Below are 19,185 nucleotides of genomic sequence, written 5' to 3' on the forward strand. Positions count from 1 at the left end.
TCTTTTACTGTTCATTGTTTGTTATTCGAATGTTTTCTGATACAAAAGAAGGGTTTTGTTGGCGCCCGCCAAGCCAGTTACCAGAGAGACCTCTATGCAGCCCTTTTTTGCCCAGCGCTTTGCCAAGGTAGAGCCTTCCTTTATCCGTGAAATCCTGAAAGTCGCCGTTAATCCGGAGGTGATTTCCTTCGCCGGCGGTCTGCCCAACCCCGAGTTCTTCCCCAGTGAAGAGCTGGAAGTGGCCACGGCCAAGGTGCTGCAGAACAAGGGTAACGGTGCGCTGCAATATGCCGCGACCGAAGGTTTCGGCCCGCTGCGTGACTATATTGCCGAACGTTACCTCAAGCAGCATGGCATGCGGGTGTCGCCGGAAAACATCCTGATCACCAACGGCTCCCAGCAGGCGCTGGATTTGATCGGCAAGGTACTGGTGGACGAAGGCTCGGATCTGATTATCGAAGAACCGGGTTACCTGGGGGCCATTCAGGCGCTGTCGGTGTATCAGCCCAACTTTCGCGGCGTCCCCCTCAACGACGATGGCCCGGATTTGGCCGAGCTGGACGCCTTGCTGGCCGAGCCGAACCACGCCCGGCTGATGTACGGCGTGACCAACTTCCAGAATCCGTCGGGCCTGAGCTACAGCCTGGAAAACCGCAAGGCGGTGGCCGAACGGCTGATCAGGCACAATGTACTGATGGTGGAAGACAACCCCTACGGCGAACTGCGTTTTGAAGGCGAGCACCTGCCCCCCATCGCCAAACTGGCACCGGAAAACGTGGTGCTGCTGGGCTCTTTCTCCAAGGTGGTGGTGCCCTCCTTCCGCCTGGGCTGGATGGTGGTACCGGACTGGCTGCGCCAGAAAGTCACCATCGCCAAGCAGGCTTCCGATTTGCACACCAACGGTTTCGTGCAGCAGGTGCTGTACAGCTACCTGCAGGACAACAGCCTGGATGCCCATATCGACCGTATCCGCACCGTGTACGGCCAGCAAAAGAAGGCCATGGAGCAGTCGCTGCTGCGCCATTGCCCGGGCATCGATTTCACCCGCCCCGAAGGCGGCATGTTCCTGTGGCTGAACCTGCCGCAGCATATCAGCGCCATGGACCTGTTCAACCTGGCCATCAAGGAGAACGTGGCCTTCGTGCCGGGCCGTCCCTTCTATGTCCGTCCCGACATCCTCAATACCGCCCGCTTCAGTTACTCCGGTGCCGATGCCGCCACCATCGAGGAAGGCATCAGCCGCCTGGGCCGGGTCATCCAGCGGGTGCTGTAAGCCGCCAGCGTTAATCCTTTCCCGTATCGGCCGCCGGTTAAACCGGCGGCTTTGTTTTTGGCTTGTCAGTTATCGCTCAAGACAACGGTTCCCCCTTGCACCTTTGGGCTAACTTTGGATAATTCGCCTTCCCAAGCCTGCCGGAGAAAACAAATGACAGATCAACACCCGTCCGCCCAAACCGAGGACGAATTGCGCAAACGCAAAATCCGCAGCTTTGTGCGCCGTGAAGGACGCCTGACCAAGGGCCAGGAAAAAGCCCTGGCCGAACAATGGCCGGTCATGGGGATAGAATACCAGGCCCGGCTGCTCGATCTGGACGCATCCTTCGGTCGCAGTGCTCCCCGGGTGCTGGAAATCGGCTTCGGCATGGGCGCTTCGCTGGTGGAAATGGCCAAGGCCGCTCCGGAGCAGGACTTTATCGGCATTGAAGTGCATACACCCGGTGTGGGTGCCTGCCTGATGGCCGCCGCCGAGGCGGGTCTCGGCAACCTGCGGGTGATGTGCCACGATGCGGTCGAGGTGTTCGAGCAGATGCTGCCCGAGCAGAGCCTGGACCGGGTTCAGCTGTTTTTCCCCGATCCCTGGCATAAGAAGCGCCATCACAAGCGCCGCATCGTGCAGCCCGCGTTCGTGGAAATGGTGCGCAGCAAGCTCAAAATCGGTGGTGAATTCCATATGGCCACCGACTGGGAAAACTACGCGGAACATATGCTGGAAGTAATGAAGGCCGCGCCCGGTTATGCCAACGCGGCCCCCACAGGCGACTACATGCCGCGGCCCGACTACCGTCCGCTGACCAAGTTTGAACAGCGGGGGCATCGCCTGGGCCACGGGGTATGGGATTTGATTTTTAGTCGCACCGCCTGAGCGGAGACTAGGCTCCCGCGGACAGGGCCAGGTATTTCTGGTGCAGGGCGGCCACGGCCGCTTTTACACCGGCCAGCTCGGCACCGCTGTTGTCCACCACGTCGTCGGCGGCGGCCAGGCGTTGTTCCCGGCTGGCCTGGGCGGCCATAATGGCGCGAATTTGCTGCTCGCTGCTATGGTCGCGCTTTACGGTGCGGGCCAGCTGCTGCTCGGGGGATACGTCCACCACCAGTACCCGGTTGGCCAGGGGAGTTAGCCCGTTTTCCACCAGCAGCGGCACCACCAGCAGGCAATAGGGCGAGCGGGCGGCGGCGCAGGCGGCGACCATGCGTTGCCGGATCCGGGGGTGCAGCAGGGCATTCAGCCAGTCTTTCTGCTCCGGCCGGGTGAATACCCGCTCGCGCAGGGCGCGGCGGTCGAGGTTGCCGTCTGCATTGATCACGTCCGGGCCAAAATGCTCCGCTATGGCCGCCAGTGCCGGCTCGCCCGGTGCCACCACCTCGCGGGCGATGATATCCGCGTCTATCACCTCCACGCCCAGTTCGGCAAAAAGCGCGGCCACGGTGCTTTTGCCGCTGCCGATGCCGCCGGTCAGTCCTACCACATAACTCACAGTGCCCACCTCCAGTACATGCCAACCGCTTGCTGGCCCCATATCAAATATAACCAACCGCCCAGGGCCAGGGCCGGACCGAAGGGCAGTACCCGGTCTTCGCCCAGGCGACGCAGGGCCATCAGCCCCAACCCCAGGGCGGCGCCGGTAAAGGATGCCAGCAGCAGTACCGGCAGCAGGCTTTGCCAGCCAAACCAGGCGCCGATGGCCGCCAGCAGCTTGAAGTCGCCGTAACCCATGCCCTCCTTGCCGGTGGCCAGTTTGAACAGCCAATACAGGCTCCATAACATGCCGTAGCCGAAGGCGGCGCCCAGCACGGCGCTGCTGAGGGGGACGAAGAGGGCGTTGATATTGAGCAACAGGCCCAGCCACAGCAGCGGCAGGGTGAGGTTGTCGGGCAGCAGCAGGTGTTCCATGTCGATCAGCGCCATGCACAGCAAGGCCCAGCTGAACAGCAGTGCCGCCAGCAGTTGCGGGCTGGCACCGAAGCGCCACAGGGCCAGCCCGGCCAGGGCTGCCGCCGCCAGTTCCACCAGCGGGTAGCGTCTGGCGATGGGGGTGCTGCAGTAGCGGCAGCGGCCTTTCAGCCAGAGCCAGCTGAGCAGCGGAATATTGTCGAGTACGCCCAGTTGATGATGGCAATGGGGGCAGCGGGAACGGGGGGTGCACAGGTTAAACGACGTCTCTTCGGGCTGGGGCCGGCCGTTCAGTTCGGCGCATTCCCGCTGCCAGTCGCGCTGAAGCATCAGCGGCAGGCGGTGGATGACCACGTTGAGAAAGCTGCCCACCAGCAGGCCCAGCAGCATGATCAGGGAATACAGTAAAACGGGATTGTCGAGCAATAGCGCCATTGTTGTTCCTATCGGGATGGAAGCTTCCGGCTTCAGCGGATAACACTACCCAAATTGAAGATGGGAAGATACATGGCAATGACCAGGCCGCCAACCAGAATACCCAGCACCACCATGATGATGGGCTCTATCAGGCTGGTGAGGCCGTCTACCGCGTCGTCTACTTCCCGCTCGTAGATGATGGCCACCTTGTTCATCATGTCGTCGATGGCGCCGGACTCCTCACCTATCATCACCATTTGCACCACCATATCGGGGAACAGCCGGGTGGCGCGCATGGCCAGGTTCATCTGCATGCCGGCAATGACCTCGCTGCGCATCTGCATGATGGCCTTGCGATATACCACGTTGCCGGCGGCGCCGGCCGAGGAGAGCAGCCCCTCCACCAGCGGAATGCCGGCGGAGAAGGTGGTGGCCAGGGTGCGGGCAAAGCGGGCCAGGGCGGCCTTGTGCAGTATGGTGCCTACCACCGGGATACGCAGGGTCGCGCGGTCGGTGGCATCTCTCACCTTCTGGGACAGGCGCCAGGCGCGCACGTAGAGGAATGCCGTTGCCACCACCCCGGCCAGAATATACAGCCAGGAAGCCTGCATCCAGCGCGACAGGTTGATCACCATCTGGGTAAAGGCGGGCAGGGCGGCGCCAAAACCGGCAAAAATGTCCTCGAACTGCGGTATGACGAACAGCAGCAAGATGGAGGTCACGGCAATGGCCACCAGTATCACCATGGTCGGGTAGAACATGGTTTTTTTGATCTTGGACTTGAGCGCTTCGGCTTTTTCCCGATAAATGGCCACTTGGTCAAATATATGCTCCAGCGCCCCGGTCTGTTCGCCCGAGCGCACCAGGTCGCAATAGAGGCCATCGAACTGGCGGGGGAACTTTTTCAGGGCGTCCGAGAGCGGGGTGCCGCCTTCCACATCCGAGGCTATCAGGCCGGTGAGTTCGCGAATGCTGCTTTTCTGGTAGGAACGGGAAATGATTTGCAGGGTTTGCACCAGGGGAACGCCGGCCCCCAGCATGGTGGCTATCTGGCGGGTGATCACGGCGATGTCCATCGGCGTGATGGTATCTTTGCAGCGGGCGAGCAGGCTCTGGTTTTTACGTCGCACACGGGTGGCGTTAACCCCCTGGCGTTGCAGTTCCCGTTTGACCGCCTGTGCGTTAATCGCCTGGATAAAGCCGGACACCTTCTGCCCACGACGGTTCACGCCTTCCCACTTATAGGGATGTACCTTGTAGCTTTTGGTCGTTGGCATAGCGCGTCCTTAGTGACGGATAAGGCCCGAAGAGGCAGGCGACGCAAGCGCCCTGCAGCCCGGTATCAGCCGCTGATGCGGTTGACTTCGGCCAGGCTGATAATGCCTGCCCTGGCTTTTTCCAGCGCCGCCCGGCGCAGGCTGACCATGCCGTCTTTTTCCGCCGCCCTGGCGAGGGTCAGGGAGTTGGCGCCTTCCATGATCAGGCTGGCCAGCCTTTCGTTCATCGGCAGAACTTCGTAGATACCGATGCGCCCCTTGTATCCGCCGGTACAGCGGTTGCAGCCGGCGGCCTTGTACAGTTCAACGCCTTTGGCCAGTTGGGCCGGGTCAAAACCCAGCGCCAGCAACTGATCCTCCGGCACCTGCTCCCGGGTCTTGCAGTGCGGGCACAGCTTGCGCGCCAGTCGCTGGGCCATGATCAAGGAAACGGAAGAGGCGATGTTATAGGCCGGCAGCCCCATGTTGCCGAGCCGGGTCAGGGTTTCGGTGGCGGAGTTGGTGTGCAGGGTTGAAAGCACCAGGTGGCCGGTCTGGGCGGCCTTTACCGCGATTTCGGCGGTTTCCAGATCGCGAATTTCCCCCACCATGATGATGTCCGGATCCTGGCGTAAAAAGGCCCGCAGGGCATGGGCGAAGGTCAGCCCGGCCTTGGGGTTGATCTGTACCTGGTTGATGCCGGGCAGGTTGATTTCTATCGGATCTTCGGCGGTGGAGATATTGGCGGTCACGGTATTGAGGATGCTCAGGCCGGTATAAAGGGATACCGTCTTGCCCGAGCCGGTGGGGCCGGTCACCAGTATCATGCCCTGGGGCTTGCGCAGGGCGGCCAGATACAGTTGCTTCTGGTGCTCGTCGTAGCCGAGCTGGTCGATGTCGAGCCTGGCGCCGGAGCTGTCCAGGATACGAATAACGACTTTCTCTCCCCACTGGGTGGGCAGGCTGTTGACCCGCATGTCCACCGCTTTGTTGCGGTTCAGCTTGAGCTTGATGCGGCCGTCCTGCGGCAGCCGGCGCTCGGCAATATCCAGCCTGGCCATGACCTTTAGCCGGGCGGCAAAACGGGTGGCCAGGTTAACCGGTGGCGAGGCAATCTCGTGCAGCAGGCCGTCTACCCGGAAACGGATGCGATAGAAGCGCTCATAGGGTTCAAAGTGCAGGTCGGAGGCTTCCTTGCGCACCGCATCCAGCAGGATTTTGTTGATATAGCGCACTATGGGGGCGTCATCGTCGGTATTGCCCAGATCCGCATCGTGCTCGGCCGGGTCATCGTCCAGCTCCAGCCCGGAAATATCCGTATCCTCTATGTGTTCCAGGTCGAGCACGCCGCCGCTGCCGCCCTGTTGCAGCCGGGTCAGCATTTGCTGCAGCTTGTCCTCCTCCACCAGCAGGGCATCGGTCACCAGGTTGAAGCGGAAGCTGAAGTCTTCCAGCGCCGCCACATTGGTGGGATCGGACATGGCCAGGTACAGCACCTTGCCCTGCATATAGATGGGGAGCACATGGTGGCGCTCAATCAGGTCCATGCTGAGATACTGCGGCGGTACCTGGTCCGGCTCAAAGTCATTCAGGTCGACCAGCGGCAGGCCGTACTCCTGCTCACAGAACCGCGCCAGGGTGCAACTGGGCAGCAGGTGCTGCTCCACCAGCACGGTGCTGAGCGGCTTGCCTTCCTGCCGGGCCTGGCTCTGGGCCTGATCCAGCTCGTCGGGCAATAAAAGGGAGGAAGCGGCCAGGCTTCTGGCCAGACCGCTTCTAATGCTATTAATGGGTAGGGTCATGGGTTAGCAGAGGCCTTTTTCGAGACAGGAGCCTGCTGTTGTCCAGAGTACTTGCCGGTTTGTTTGGACATTACCCTTTAACTCAAAGGTAATATTTGTAGCATTTTCACCTTCTCCGTCTTTTCCAAATAGCTCTGAGTGTCCAGCGGCGGTGATTATTATTATATCATCGTTCGAATTTTCAGCTGGCTCAGCTGTGACACTGGCTACAACTTTCTCATTGTATGACCCGGTTACAGCACCTTTACCTGCGGTTGCACAGGTTGTCATAAGGGTGTTATCTATAGGGGAACCGGAGCCTTGTACACAGACTTCAATAGCAGTTTTAGCCGGCCCTACCGCCGCTATCACCTCACTAAACTTGGCTCTTTTGGTATAGGTCTGATAGGCGGGCAAGGCCACCGCCGCCAGTATTGCCACTATCGCCACTACAATCATCAGTTCGATCAGGGTAAAACCGCCCTGGCGGTCAGGGGTCGGGGTTTCCATATCATCATCCTTGATTTGAAAGTCCATCTTGGTGAGAGGGCCGGATCACTTAAAGATCTATAGCCAAGGTGGCGGGGTTTTGCATCCCTGGCGGGGGCAATTAGGGGGGATATCGGGGAAATGGTTTCGTTTGGAGTTTATTCCCGCCCCCTTCCCGGGCTCCGCGAGAGAAGGGGGCACCAAGGGAAGGAAGCGGTATTTTGACCGTGCTTTCCGGCCTTCAATCCATGCATCGAACGCCTTCGGGAATGGCGGGAGATGCGGCCAGGGAGGGGGTGTTCAAACCAACGGCATGGGGAACTTTTGGCTTACCGCTTCCCGTCTCAGCCTTCCACCCGCATGGAAAGGTCCATGGCGCGGATATGCTTGGTCAGCGCCCCTACCGAGACATAGTCCACGCCGGTGGCGGCGTAACCGGCAATGGTCTCCAGGGTGACATTGCCGGAGACTTCCAGCTTGGCGCGGCCGGCGGTGGTGGCCACGGCGGTGCGCATGTCGGCCACGCTGAAGTTGTCCAGCATAATGGTGTCGGCGCCGGCCGCCAGGGCCAGGCCCAGCTCGGCCAGGGATTCCACCTCCACTTCCACCGGCTTTTCCGGCTGCAAGCGACGGGCTTCGGCAATGGCCTTGTCAATGCCGCCGCAGGCAAAGATATGGTTTTCCTTGATAAGATAGGCGTCATAGAGGCCCATGCGGTGATTATGGCCGCCGCCGCAGGTGACCGCGTATTTCAGGGCGTGGCGCAGGCCGGGCACCGTCTTGCGGGTATCGAGCAGGCGGCATGAGGTGCCGGCCAACTGGTCCACATAGCGGCGGGTGGCGGTGGCCACGCCCGACAGGGTCTGGATAAAATTCAGGGCGGTGCGCTCGCCGGTCATCAGGGCCCGGGCCGGGCCGGTCAGGGTCAGCAGGCGCTGGTTGGCCCTGACCGCCTCGCCGTCCTTTACCTGCCAGTGCAGTTTCACTTCGTTACCCAGTTGCAGAAAGGTCTCGGTGGCAAAGGCGCGGCCGCAGAAAATGCCGTCTTCCCGGGTGATCAGATGGGCCGTTACCTGCTGGTCTGCCGGCAGCAGTTGGGCGGTAATGTCCTGCCTGGGATCCAGGGTGCCGCCCAGATCTTCGGTTAAGGCGGCGGTAACGTTGAAACGGATTTCTTGAGCCAGCATGGTGTTTTGCATCTGAGCCTTACCTTGGTTCACGTAGTGGTTCTGTAGCGCCCCGTTCAGGGCGCCAGGTATTTTATGGTTAATTGCGAGCCCCGCTGGGTCAGCTCGAACTGGCGCAGGGCATTCATGCCGAGCAACACCTCGCTGTTGTGGCTGGGCATGATAATGGCATCCAGATCGTACAGGGTGAGGGGCCCCAGCGACAACGTTTTAATGTAGGTACGGTAGCCGGTTACCTGGCCGGCGGCGGTGTTCAGCAGCAGTGTCCGCCCCACCGGCAAGGCCAGCTGTTCGGCGACCGGGCGAGGCACGGCCACCTGGGTCGCGCCGGTGTCCAGCAAAAACACCACGGGTTCACCGTTGATGGCGCCGGTTACCAGGTAATGGCCCTGGCGGTTTTGCTCCAGCACTATGGTGCGGGGGTCGAGCAGTTGCAGCTGTTGGTTGGGGTTGTAGTCCCGCTCCAGCTTCTGCTGGAAAAACCAGGTCAACAACGCCAGTGCCAGAACCCACACCAGCAGCCACATGACGCGTCCGGTTTTTCGCGGGGTGTCGTCGTCGTTCGCCATTGTTCACTCCTCGCACACCTGCTTGCCGCACCGGGGCGTTAAACTGTTAGTATACCCCCGGTAATGATTGGTTTGGGGTTGATATGCCTTTTATGTTAACGGCACCGGGCTGGTTACACCCGGCCCGCCACTGTGTGTCTCCACACTGGGATGAACGGCCTGGCAATGAAATTTCGTTGCTGGTGGTGCATTGCATCAGCCTGCCGCCGGGGCGGTTTGGCGGCCCTTATATAGATGACCTCTTTATGGGACGTTTGGATCCCGCCGGGGATCCTTATTTTGCCGCTATTTACCGGCTGCGGGTGTCGGCCCATTGCCTGATCCGTCGTGACGGCGAACTGGTGCAGTACGTGCCTTTCGAGCTCAGGGCCTGGCACGCGGGGCTTTCCTGCTTTGCGGGGCGCGACCAGTGCAATGACTTCTCCGTGGGTATCGAGCTTGAAGGAACCGACAGCGGCGGTTACACCGATGAGCAGTACCGGGTGCTGGCCGAGGTGAGCCGGTTGTTGATGCAGGCTTATCCGGCCATAACCCCGGAGCGCATCACCGGCCACAGTGATATTGCCCCGGGACGCAAGACGGATCCGGGTCCGGGGTTCGACTGGGCAAGGTTCAGGGCGATGCTGAGCGCAGGCTGAACCGTTCGAACCGCTTCCTCCTCACAGGCTATCGCCAGACAGACCCTCTTGTTTGGCGAGGGGGCTGGTATTGCCTGTTGTGTACGGCGGTCCAGGCCATGGATTCCCGCCTTCGGCATGACGGGCGGGGCCAGTCTGGAATAACGCGCCGCAATATCTTTCTTCATCTGGAACTTTCCATGCCCGGTGTACTCTCTCCTTTGGTCTTACCAATTTTTATTATTTGTATTTCCCGGTATCTGGGCTAGCTTTAACGACCAATGGCTTTTTCATGGTGGTTTTAGACTTTTTTGTATGCAATCCCGATCAAACAGTTGGACATTTCCTCTCCGCTCTGATACCTTTTTTTAACAGTGTTAATTGGTCTTACCAATTTTAAGCCGGACCGCATGTCATATCAGCGCATCAAACAGCCAAAACTCGCCGACACCATCGCCGCCAAACTGGAGCAGATGATAGTGGAGGGCAGCCTGCAACCCGGCCAGCGATTACCGCCGGAGCGGGAGCTGGCCGAACAGTTTGCGGTGTCTCGCCCCTCGGTGCGGGAGGCCATACAGCAGTTGGAAGCGCGCGGCCTGGTATCCCGGCGCCAGGGCGGCGGCACCTATGTGCAGAACGCCCTGAGCAAGGGCCTGGCCGATCCCCTGTTCCAATTGCTGGCAGAGCATCCGGAGTCGCAATACGACCTGCTGGAGTTCCGTCACACCATGGAAGGCATCTCCGCCTACTATGCGGCCCTGCGTGGCACCGAGGCGGACTTCGACACCATCCGCGAGGCCCAGCAGGCCATCGTGAAGGCGCAGGAAAAAGGGGACTTACCGGCCGAAGCCAAGGCCGCCGCCGAGTTCTACCTGGCGGTGGCGGCGGCGGCGCACAATGTGGTGTTGCTGCATTTGCTACGGGCCATCCAGCCGATGCTGGAGTCCAGCATCCTGCGCAACATCAAGATTCTCAACCGGCGCGCCGGCATGGTGGAAAAGATCCGCGTACATCGCGCCAATCTGATCCAGACCATCCTTGCTCGCGAGCCGGAACAGGCAAGGGATGCTTGTCACGAGCACCTGGCCTTTATTGAAGAAACCCTGCTCGACATCCAGCGTGAGGAAAGCCGCATTCAGCGTTCCTTGCGCCGTACCCGTCAGCAGGAATAATAACGCCTTCGGCAACGACGAAACCCATGGGCAGGTGCCCCAAACGAGATAGGAAACAGCCATGTCTGATATCCTGAAAAACGATGTGGATTCAATAGAGACTCAAGAGTGGCTCGACGCCCTCGAGTCTTTGATCCGTCAAGAAGGACCTGAGCGCGCGCAGTATATTTACGAGCGCCTCACCACCAAGGCCATCAAATCCGGTGTGGCCGTGGCCAGAAATGCCCACTCAGATTACGTCAACAGCATCAAGACCGACGAAGAACCTGAATATCCGGGTAACTGGGATCTGGAACGGCGGATCCGCGCCATCATCCGCTGGAACTCGGTCATGATAGTGCTGCGCGGCTCCAAGAAAGATCTGGATCTGGGCGGCCACATGTCTTCCTTCTCGTCCAGCGCCACCATGTACGAAGTAGCGTTCAACCATTTCTTCCGTGCCCGTAACGAGAAGGACGGCGGCGATCTGGTGTTCTTCCAGGGCCACATCTCCCCCGGCATCTACGCCCGCGCCTTCGCCGAAGGCCGCCTGACCGAAGCCCAGCTCGACATGTTCCGCCAGGAAGTGGACGGCAAGGGCATTCCGTCTTATCCGCATCCCAAGCTGATGCCGGACTTCTGGCAGTTCCCCACCGTGTCCATGGGCCTGGGTCCGATCAACGCCATCTATCAGGCGCGATTCCTCAAGTACCTGACCGACCGTGGCCTGAAGGACTGCTCCGAGCAGCGCGTTTACGCCTACCTGGGCGACGGTGAGATGGACGAGCCTGAATCCAAGGGTGCCATCACCATCGCCGCGCGCGAGAAGCTGGACAACCTGTGCTTCATCGTCAACTGTAACCTGCAGCGGCTGGACGGCCCCGTGGTCGGCAACGGCAAGATCGTCAACGAGCTGGACGGCATCTTTACCGGCGCCGGCTGGAACGTGGTCAAGGTGATCTGGGGCCGTCGCTGGGACGAACTGATCGCCAAGGACAAGTCCGGCAAGCTGGTCCAGCTGATGAACGAAACCCTGGACGGCGACTACCAGAACTTCAAGTCCAAGGACGGTGCCTATGTGCGCGAGCACTTCTTCGGCAAGTATCCGGAGACCCTGGAGCTGGTGAAGGACATGACCGACGAAGAGATCTTCGCCCTCAACCGGGGTGGTCACGATCCGGCCAAGATGTTCGCCGCCTACAAGAACGCCGCCGACACCAAGGGCAAGCCGACCGTCATCCTGGCCAAGACCATCAAGGGTTACGGCATGGGCAACGCCGCCGAGGGCAAGAACATCGCCCACCAGGTCAAGAAGATGGATATGTCTTCGCTCAAGCACTTCCGCGACCGCTTCAATATCGAAGTCACCGACGAAGAGCTGCCCAACCTGCCCTACATCAGGATCGAGGAAGGCAGCCGCGAGCATGAGTACCTGCACACCCGTCGCCAGGCGCTGAAAGGCTATGTGCCCACCCGCCTGCCGCAAACCACCGTCAAGCTGGAGATCCCCGCCCTGAGCGAGTTCCAGCCGTTGCTGGAAGAGCAGAAACGGGAAATCTCCACCACCATGGCGTTCGTGCGTTCGCTCAACATCATGTTGAAGGACAAGTCCATCGGTGAGCGTATCGTGCCCATCCTGGCCGACGAAGCCCGTACCTTCGGTATGGAAGGTCTGTTCCGCCAGATCGGCATCTACAACCCGCACGGCCAGCAGTATGTACCGCAGGACCGTGAGCAGGTGGCCTACTACAAGGAAGACAAGAAAGGCCAGGTGTTGCAGGAAGGCATCAACGAGCTGGGTGCCATGTCCTCCTGGCTGGCGGCAGCCACCTCCTACAGCACCAACGACTGCCCGATGATCCCCTTCTACATCTACTACTCGATGTTCGGGTTCCAGCGGGTCGGCGATCTGTGCTGGGCGGCCGGCGATCAGCAGGCGCGCGGCTTCCTGCTGGGTGCGACCTCCGGGCGTACCACCCTCAACGGTGAAGGCCTGCAGCATGAAGACGGTCACAGCCATATCCTGGCGGGCACCATCCCCAACTGCATCACCTACGATCCGACCTACGCCTATGAAGTGGCGGTGATCGTACAGGACGGCCTGCGCCGCATGTACGGCGATAACCCGGAAAACGTGTATTACTACCTGACTACCCTGAACGAGAACTACCACCAGCCGGCCATGCCCGAGGGCGCCGAGGAAGGTATTCGCAAGGGTATCTACAAGCTCGAAACCGTGGCAGGCAGCAAGGGCAAGGTCCAGCTGATGGGCTCTGGTACCATACTGGTGGGCGTGCGCGAGGCGGCCCGGATCCTGGCCGAGGAATACGGTATCGGCTCCGACGTGTACAGCGTGCCTTCGTTCAACGAGCTGACCCGCGACGGTCAGGACGCCGAGCGCTGGAACATGCTGCATCCGACCGCCGAGCCGCGGGTGCCCTACATCGCCCAGGTGATGGGCAAGGCGCCGGCCATCGCCGCCACCGACTACATGAAAAATTACGCCGAACAGGTGCGGGCCTTTATGCCGTCCGCCGGCTACAAGGTGCTGGGCACCGACGGTTTCGGCCGTTCCGACAGCCGCGACAACCTGCGTCGTCACTTCGAGGTGAACAAGCACTACGTGGTGGTGGCTGCCCTCAACGAACTGGCTAAGCTGGGCGAGCTCGACAAGCAGGTAGTGGCCGATGCCATCACCAAATACGGCATCGACGCCGACAAGATCAACCCGCTGTACGCATAAGGGGTAACACATGTCTAAAGATATTCTGGTGCCGGATATCGGCGCGGATGAGGTTGAAGTCACCGAAATCCTGGTTGCCGTGGGCGACAAGGTCAGTGAAGAGCAGTCGCTGCTGAGCGTGGAAGGTGACAAGGCGTCGATGGAAGTTCCTGCCCCCGCCGCCGGCGTGGTGAAGGAAATCAGGGTAGCGGTGGGCGACAAGGTCGCCACCGGCTCCCTGATCATGGTGTTCGCGTCCGAGGGCGGCGACGCCGCCGCCCCGGCTGCTGCCGAAGCGCCGGCCGCGAAGGCTGCGTCCGAAGCGGCTCCCGTGTCTACCGGCGTGGCCCTGAAGGAAGTACAGGTGCCGGATATCGGTGGTGACGAAGTGGAGGTCACCGAAATCGCCGTGGCCGTGGGCGACACCGTGAGCGAAGAGCAGACCCTGCTGACCGTGGAAGGCGACAAGGCTTCCATGGAAGTCCCCGCGCCCTTCGCCGGCAAGGTGGCCGAGATCAAGATCGCCATGGGCGATAAGGTCAGCACCGGCAGTCTTATCATGGTGTTCGAAGTGGCCGGTGGCGCCAGCCCGGCCACCGCCGCGCCGGCTGCCCAGCAGGAAGCCGCCGCCCCGGCCGCGACCGGCTCCGTCGCCAAGGATGTGCAGGTGCCCGATATCGGCGGTGACGAAGTGGAAGTCACCGAGGTGATGGTGGCGGTGGGCGACAAGGTGGCCGCCGACCAGTCCATCCTCACCGTGGAAGGCGACAAGGCCTCGATGGAAGTGCCTGCGCCCTTCGCCGGCGTGGTCAAGGAAATCAAGGTCGCCGCCGGGGATAAGGTGTCTACCGGCTCTCTGGTGATGGTGTTCGAGGCCGAGGGCGCCGTCCCGGCGGCCGCGCCCGCTGCGGCCAAGGCAGAAGCCGTCCCGGCCGCCTCCGCACCGAAAGCCGCCGTGCCTGCGGCTCCGGCCGCCAAGGGTGACTTCGTCGAGAACAACGCCTATGTGCACGCCACTCCCGTAGTGCGCCGTCTGGCCCGCGAGTTCGGGGTAGACTTGTCCAAGGTGTCGGCAACAGGCCCGAAACAGCGGATCCTGAAAGAAGACGTACAGAACTACGTCAAGGCCATCATCAAGCGGGTGGAAAGCCAGCCCGCGGGCGTGGCCGTCGCCGGCAACGGCCTGGAAGTGCTGGCCTGGCCCAAGGTCGATTTCGCCAAGTTCGGTGAAATCGAGGAAGTAGCGCTGACCCGCATCCAGAAGATCTCCGGCCCCAACCTGCACCGCAACTGGGTCAAGATTCCCCACGTCACCCAGTTCGACGAGGCGGACATCACCGACCTGGAAGCCTTCCGCAAGGAAGAGAACGCCATCGCCGACAAGCAGAAGCTGGGTTACAAGATCTCCCCGCTTATCTTCATCATGAAGGCCGCCGCCAAGGCGCTGGAAGCCTTCCCCAAGTTCTGCTCTTCCCTGTCGGAAGACGGCCAGAGCCTGGTGATGAAGAAGTACGTGCACATCGGCGTGGCGGTGGATACCCCCAACGGCCTGGTAGTGCCGGTGGTGCGTGATGTCAACAAGAAAGGCATTCGCGAGCTGGCGCTGGAACTGGGAGAAATCTCCAAGAAGGCCCGGGCCGGCAAGCTGACCGCGGCCGACATGCAGGGCGGCTGCTTCACCATCTCCTCGCTGGGGGGGATCGGCGGTACCCAGTTCACTCCCATCGTGAACGCGCCCGAAGTGGCCATCCTGGGGGTGTCCAAGTCCGACTTCAAGCCGGTGTGGAACGGCAAGGAATTCGTGCCCAGGCTGATGCAGCCGCTGGCGTTGTCCTACGACCACCGGGTGATCGACGGCGCCGACGGCGCTCGCTTTATCACCATGCTGAGTGGTGTGCTGAGCGACCTTCGTCGTTTGGCCCTTTAATGTGACAAGGCAGGCATTCGCCTGCCTTTTTACTTTCTTTTTACAGGCAGAACAGTAAACTTTGGCCCGTTTAATTCAGTAGTGGTCGCAATGAGTCTAGTCCGTCCAGTGGCCATTGCTTAAACGGGGCTAAAAATCATAATAGAGGTCACCATGAGTCAAGAAGTCAAAGCTCAGGTTGTGGTACTGGGCGCGGGCCCTGCGGGTTATTCCGCCGCTTTCCGTGCCGCCGATCTGGGTTTGGAAACTGTACTAGTCGAGCGTTATTCCACTCTGGGCGGCGTTTGTCTGAACGTCGGCTGTATTCCTTCCAAGGCACTGCTGCACATCGCCAAGGTCATCGAAGAGTCCAAGATGATGGCCAGCCACGGCGTGACCTTTGGCGAGCCCCAAATCGATCTGGACAAGATCCGTGGTCATAAAGAGAAAGTGATCGGTCAACTGACCCAGGGCCTGGGCGGCATGGCCAAGATGCGTAAAGTCAAGGTCGTGAACGGTTTTGCCAAGTTCACCGGCGCCAACACCCTGGTGGTGGAAGGCGAGGGCGGCAACACCACCGTTACCTTCGACAACGCCATCATCGCGGCCGGCTCCCGTCCGATCAAGCTGCCCTTCATCCCCCACGAAGATCCGCGCATCTGGGACTCTACCGACGCGCTGGAGCTGAAAGAAGTGCCCGAGAAGCTGCTGGTCATGGGCGGTGGCATCATTGGCCTGGAAATGGGCACCGTTTACCATGCCCTGGGCTCCAAGATCGACGTGGTCGAAATGTTCGATCAGCTGATCCCGGCTGCCGACAAGGATCTGATCAAGATCTTTACCAAGCAGGTGAAAGACAAATTCAGCCTGATGCTGGAAACCAAGGTCACCAAGGTGGAAGCCAAGGACGACGGCATCCACGTGACCATGGAAGACAAGAAGGGCGAGAGCAAGACCCTGACCTACGACGCCGTGCTGGTGGCCATCGGCCGTACCCCCAACGGCAAGTCCCTCGATGCCGAGAAAGCCGGTGTCAACGTGGACGAGCGCGGCTTTATCAATGTCGACAAGCAGCTGCGTACCAATGTGCCGCACATCTATGCCATCGGCGATATCGTGGGTCAGCCGATGCTGGCACACAAGGGCGTGCACGAAGGCCATGTAGCTGCCGAAGTCATCGCCGGCATGAAGCACTACTTCGATCCGAAAGTGATCCCGTCCATCGCCTACACCGAGCCGGAAGTGGCCTGGGTGGGTGTGACCGAGAAGGAAGCCAAGGAAAAAGGCCTGAACTATGAAGTAGCCAACTTCCCCTGGGCCGCCTCCGGCCGTGCCATCGCCTCCGATTCGTCCTACGGCATGACCAAGATGATCTTCGACAAGGACACGCACCGTGTCCTGGGTGGCGCTACCGTGGGCACCAACGCCGGCGAACTGCTGGGCGAGATCTGTCTGGCCATTGAAATGGGTGCCGACGCCGAAGACATCGCCCTGACCATCCACGCTCACCCGACTCTGCACGAGTCCGTGGGCATGGCCGCCGAGATGTTCGAAGGCTCCATCACCGACCTGCCGAACCCCAAGGCGAAGAAGAAGAAATAAGCTTTTTCTTTGTATCGGTACTGTCAGCGCCCGGCTTTTTGGCCGGGCGTTTTTATTTGGGGATTAGGGATCTTACTCTGCCAGTCCCCAGTCCCCAGTCCCCAGTCCCCAGTCCCCAGTCCCCAGTCCCCAGTCCCCAGTCCCCAGTCCCCAGTCCCCAGTCCCCAGTCCCCAGTCCCATGTGTGCCAAGGATCACTTTTTCCGACGAAAAACTTTATATCCTTGTCAATTAGCCGATATGGTTAGCAGTCACAACAACAATAACGATTTCCGACCAAAGTAAAGGAATACGAGATGCTCTCTATATTAGGCCACCTTAGTGTCAGGGTTAAGTTGACCCTGGGCTTCGCACTGGTGCTGCTGGCAACCCTTACCACTGCCGCCATCAGTTTCTACAACCTTTCTTCGGTGCTGGATCGGGGACAAAAACTGGAGCAGGCCGGTGCCATCGACCTGCTGTTCAGCAAGGCCCGGCAACATGAAAAAAACTACCTGTTGCAGGATGATCCGGAGCAACTGGTGCTGGCCAAGGAGACGGTGTTGCAGGCACGGGAACTGGCGGAACGTCTGCAACAGGCGCTGGTCGAGCCCGAGGATCTGGCTTTGGTCGAACAGATCCTGGCCGGCACCCGGAACTTCGAGGAGGCGCTGACCCAGGTGGCCAGCCTCAGCGAAGACGCACAGCGCCAGATCTTCGACCTGAACGGCATCGGCTTTTCCGCCCAGCAGCGGGCCGAGTACCTGAGTGCCAGCGACGCCAGCGCCATGAGCTGGCTGGTGCGGCTGGTGGGCATCCGCCTGACCCAGAAAGACTTTGCCCTAAGCCGGGACGAGATCGATGCCATGCAGCTCTCCTCCCGCTTGCGCGGCCTGCTGGTGACCCTGGAGAACCGGCTTAACATGAGGCCCGACGAGGACGTGAAGGAGCTGCTGGAACTGCTCGAGCAGTTCCAGCAGCAGCAGGAACGCTTTATCGAGGCCATCAACGGCCTGGTGGCGGTGGAAGAGCAAATCGATGCCGTGGCCCAGAGTATCGCCGATGGTGCCACCACCCTGCTGGCCAATCAGCAGGCCGAGATGGCGCGCGAGAGTTACTGGTCGCGCATCATCATCTTGTCGGTCACCGCCGCCGCGCTGGTCATGGGGATGCTGTTTGCCTGGCTGATTACCCTTGGCATCATCCACCCGCTCAACCAACTGGTGTCCCAGGCCAACCGCATCGCCGAGGGGGATCTGAGCCAGGATATCCGACATAACCGCAAGGATGAGTTGGGCCGGCTGATGGATAGGATGCAGACCATGACCCTCAACCTGCGTCAACTGGTAAGCGAACTCAACAACAGCGCCGGTCATATCGCCACCTCCGCCGAAGAGCTGTCGGCGGTGTCGGAGCAGACCCGTACCGGGGTGAACCAGCAGCGGATGGAACTGGAGCAGGTGTCTACCGCCATGAACCAGATGGCGGCCACGGTGCAGGAGGTGGCGCGGCATGCGGAAACCGCCTTCGGCTCGGCCCGCACCGCCGACTCCGACGCCAGCGCCGGCGATCGCAAGGTGACCCTGACCATCGCCCATATCAATGAGCTGGCCGAGGAGGTGCGCCGCTCCCTGGCCACCATCAACCAGCTGGAGAGTGAGAGCCTCAATATCGGCAGCATCCTCGACGTGATCAAGGGGGTGGCCGAGCAGACCAACCTGCTGGCCCTGAACGCGGCCATTGAAGCGGCCCGGGCCGGTGAGCACGGTCGCGGCTTCGCGGTGGTGGCCGATGAGGTGCGGGCCCTGGCGCAACGAACCCAGCAGGCCACCTCCCAGATAGAAACCCTGATCCAGGGGCTGCAAGCCAAGGCCCAGGAGTCGGTGATCATGATGGGCAAGAGTGCGTCCATGGCGGAGGACACGGTGGCCATTGCCAACGAGGCCGGCGACTCCATTCATGCCATCACCCGCTCGGTATCGGATATCCAGCAGATGAACAGCCAGATCGCCACGGCTTCGGAGCAGCAGAGTTCGGTGGCCGAGGAGATCAACCGCTCGGTATTCAGCATCCGTGAAGTGTCCGAGCATTCGGCGGCGGCCACCGAGCAGACGGCTTCCAGCAGCTCTGAGCTGGCCCGCCTGGGGACCGAGCTACAGCGGCTGATCGGTCGTTTCCGCCTGCCGGCCTGATGCTGTGAGGCGTTAAGCGTGAGGTGTTTAACACCTCACGCACAGCAGCGGCCTTTCATCGCCTGGCCGGGCGGACAGAAGCCGCCACCCGCGGTGACTGACGCCGTTCGTCGCAGCCCCGGCATGGGGCATGGGGGCGATTTCAG

15 protein-coding genes are annotated in these 19,185 nt (G+C 60.8%); 8 read left to right on the top strand and 7 right to left on the bottom strand.

The genetic code is table 11. The features are described 5' to 3' along the window. Positions 1–94 precede the first annotated feature (94 nt). A complete protein-coding gene (locus ACEVBK_RS03385) occupies positions 95–1,273 on the top strand; it encodes a PLP-dependent aminotransferase family protein (RefSeq protein WP_375057191.1) in 1,179 nt (392 codons plus the stop codon). Positions 1,274–1,426: 153 nt separating this feature from the next. Then, positions 1,427–2,143: a tRNA (guanosine(46)-N7)-methyltransferase TrmB gene (gene trmB / locus ACEVBK_RS03390; protein WP_375057192.1), complete on the top strand. Its 717-nt coding sequence runs from the start codon at positions 1,427–1,429 to the stop codon at positions 2,141–2,143. A gap of 7 nt (positions 2,144–2,150) precedes the next feature. Here trmB and coaE read toward each other — a convergent pair whose 3' ends face one another. The 7 genes from coaE to ACEVBK_RS03425 all read right to left on the bottom strand — a co-directional run bounded on the left by coaE (position 2,151) and on the right by ACEVBK_RS03425 (position 8,871). Further along, on the bottom strand, positions 2,151–2,756 hold the full coding sequence (coaE, locus tag ACEVBK_RS03395; protein ID WP_375057193.1) for a dephospho-CoA kinase: 606 nt from the start codon (positions 2,754–2,756) through the stop codon (positions 2,151–2,153). Further along, positions 2,753–3,607 (bottom strand): prepilin peptidase, encoded by an 855-nt coding sequence (locus ACEVBK_RS03400; RefSeq protein WP_375057194.1) that lies wholly within the window; start codon positions 3,605–3,607, stop codon positions 2,753–2,755. Before ACEVBK_RS03400 ends, coaE begins: the two co-directional genes overlap by 4 nt. Positions 3,608–3,639: 32 nt before the next feature. Further along, a complete protein-coding gene (locus ACEVBK_RS03405) occupies positions 3,640–4,866 on the bottom strand; it encodes a type II secretion system F family protein (protein ID WP_375057195.1) in 1,227 nt (408 codons plus the stop codon). A 65-nt stretch (positions 4,867–4,931) separates the two neighbouring features. Beyond that, positions 4,932–6,647: a type IV-A pilus assembly ATPase PilB gene (pilB, locus tag ACEVBK_RS03410; RefSeq protein ID WP_375057196.1), complete on the bottom strand. Its 1,716-nt coding sequence runs from the start codon at positions 6,645–6,647 to the stop codon at positions 4,932–4,934. A gap of 3 nt (positions 6,648–6,650) precedes the next feature. Then, positions 6,651–7,136: a prepilin-type N-terminal cleavage/methylation domain-containing protein gene (locus ACEVBK_RS03415; RefSeq protein WP_375057197.1), complete on the bottom strand. Its 486-nt coding sequence runs from the start codon at positions 7,134–7,136 to the stop codon at positions 6,651–6,653. Between the two features lie 323 nt (positions 7,137–7,459). Next, the gene (nadC, locus tag ACEVBK_RS03420) at positions 7,460–8,302 is read right to left on the bottom strand and encodes a carboxylating nicotinate-nucleotide diphosphorylase (RefSeq protein WP_375058506.1); all 843 of its coding nucleotides are present in this window, start codon (positions 8,300–8,302) and stop codon (positions 7,460–7,462) included. A 56-nt stretch (positions 8,303–8,358) separates the two neighbouring features. Then, positions 8,359–8,871 (bottom strand): TIGR02281 family clan AA aspartic protease, encoded by a 513-nt coding sequence (locus ACEVBK_RS03425; RefSeq protein ID WP_375057198.1) that lies wholly within the window; start codon positions 8,869–8,871, stop codon positions 8,359–8,361. A gap of 83 nt (positions 8,872–8,954) precedes the next feature. On the opposite strand from ACEVBK_RS03425, the gene ampD reads away from it, so the two are divergent. The 6 genes from ampD (at position 8,955) to ACEVBK_RS03455 (ending at position 19,039) form a co-directional block, all read left to right on the top strand. Continuing rightward, positions 8,955–9,509: a 1,6-anhydro-N-acetylmuramyl-L-alanine amidase AmpD gene (gene ampD / locus ACEVBK_RS03430; RefSeq protein WP_375057199.1), complete on the top strand. Its 555-nt coding sequence runs from the start codon at positions 8,955–8,957 to the stop codon at positions 9,507–9,509. A 389-nt stretch (positions 9,510–9,898) separates the two neighbouring features. Continuing rightward, positions 9,899–10,660 (top strand): pyruvate dehydrogenase complex transcriptional repressor PdhR, encoded by a 762-nt coding sequence (pdhR, locus tag ACEVBK_RS03435; RefSeq protein WP_375057200.1) that lies wholly within the window; start codon positions 9,899–9,901, stop codon positions 10,658–10,660. Positions 10,661–10,721: 61 nt separating this feature from the next. Then, positions 10,722–13,382: a pyruvate dehydrogenase (acetyl-transferring), homodimeric type gene (gene aceE, locus ACEVBK_RS03440; protein WP_375057201.1), complete on the top strand. Its 2,661-nt coding sequence runs from the start codon at positions 10,722–10,724 to the stop codon at positions 13,380–13,382. Between the two features lie 10 nt (positions 13,383–13,392). Continuing rightward, positions 13,393–15,288, top strand: a complete 1,896-nt coding sequence (gene aceF, locus ACEVBK_RS03445; protein ID WP_375057202.1) for a pyruvate dehydrogenase complex dihydrolipoyllysine-residue acetyltransferase — start codon at positions 13,393–13,395, stop codon at positions 15,286–15,288. Between the two features lie 153 nt (positions 15,289–15,441). Then, positions 15,442–16,869: a dihydrolipoyl dehydrogenase gene (gene lpdA, locus ACEVBK_RS03450; protein ID WP_375057203.1), complete on the top strand. Its 1,428-nt coding sequence runs from the start codon at positions 15,442–15,444 to the stop codon at positions 16,867–16,869. 295 nt (positions 16,870–17,164) lie between these two features. Continuing rightward, complete coding sequence (locus ACEVBK_RS03455) at positions 17,165–19,039, top strand: methyl-accepting chemotaxis protein (protein ID WP_375057204.1); 1,875 nt, start codon at positions 17,165–17,167, stop codon at positions 19,037–19,039. Positions 19,040–19,185 lie beyond the last annotated feature (146 nt).

Source organism: Zobellella sp. DQSA1, from assembly GCF_041950555.1.
In the GTDB taxonomy this organism is placed as follows: domain Bacteria; phylum Pseudomonadota; class Gammaproteobacteria; order Enterobacterales; family Aeromonadaceae; genus Oceanimonas.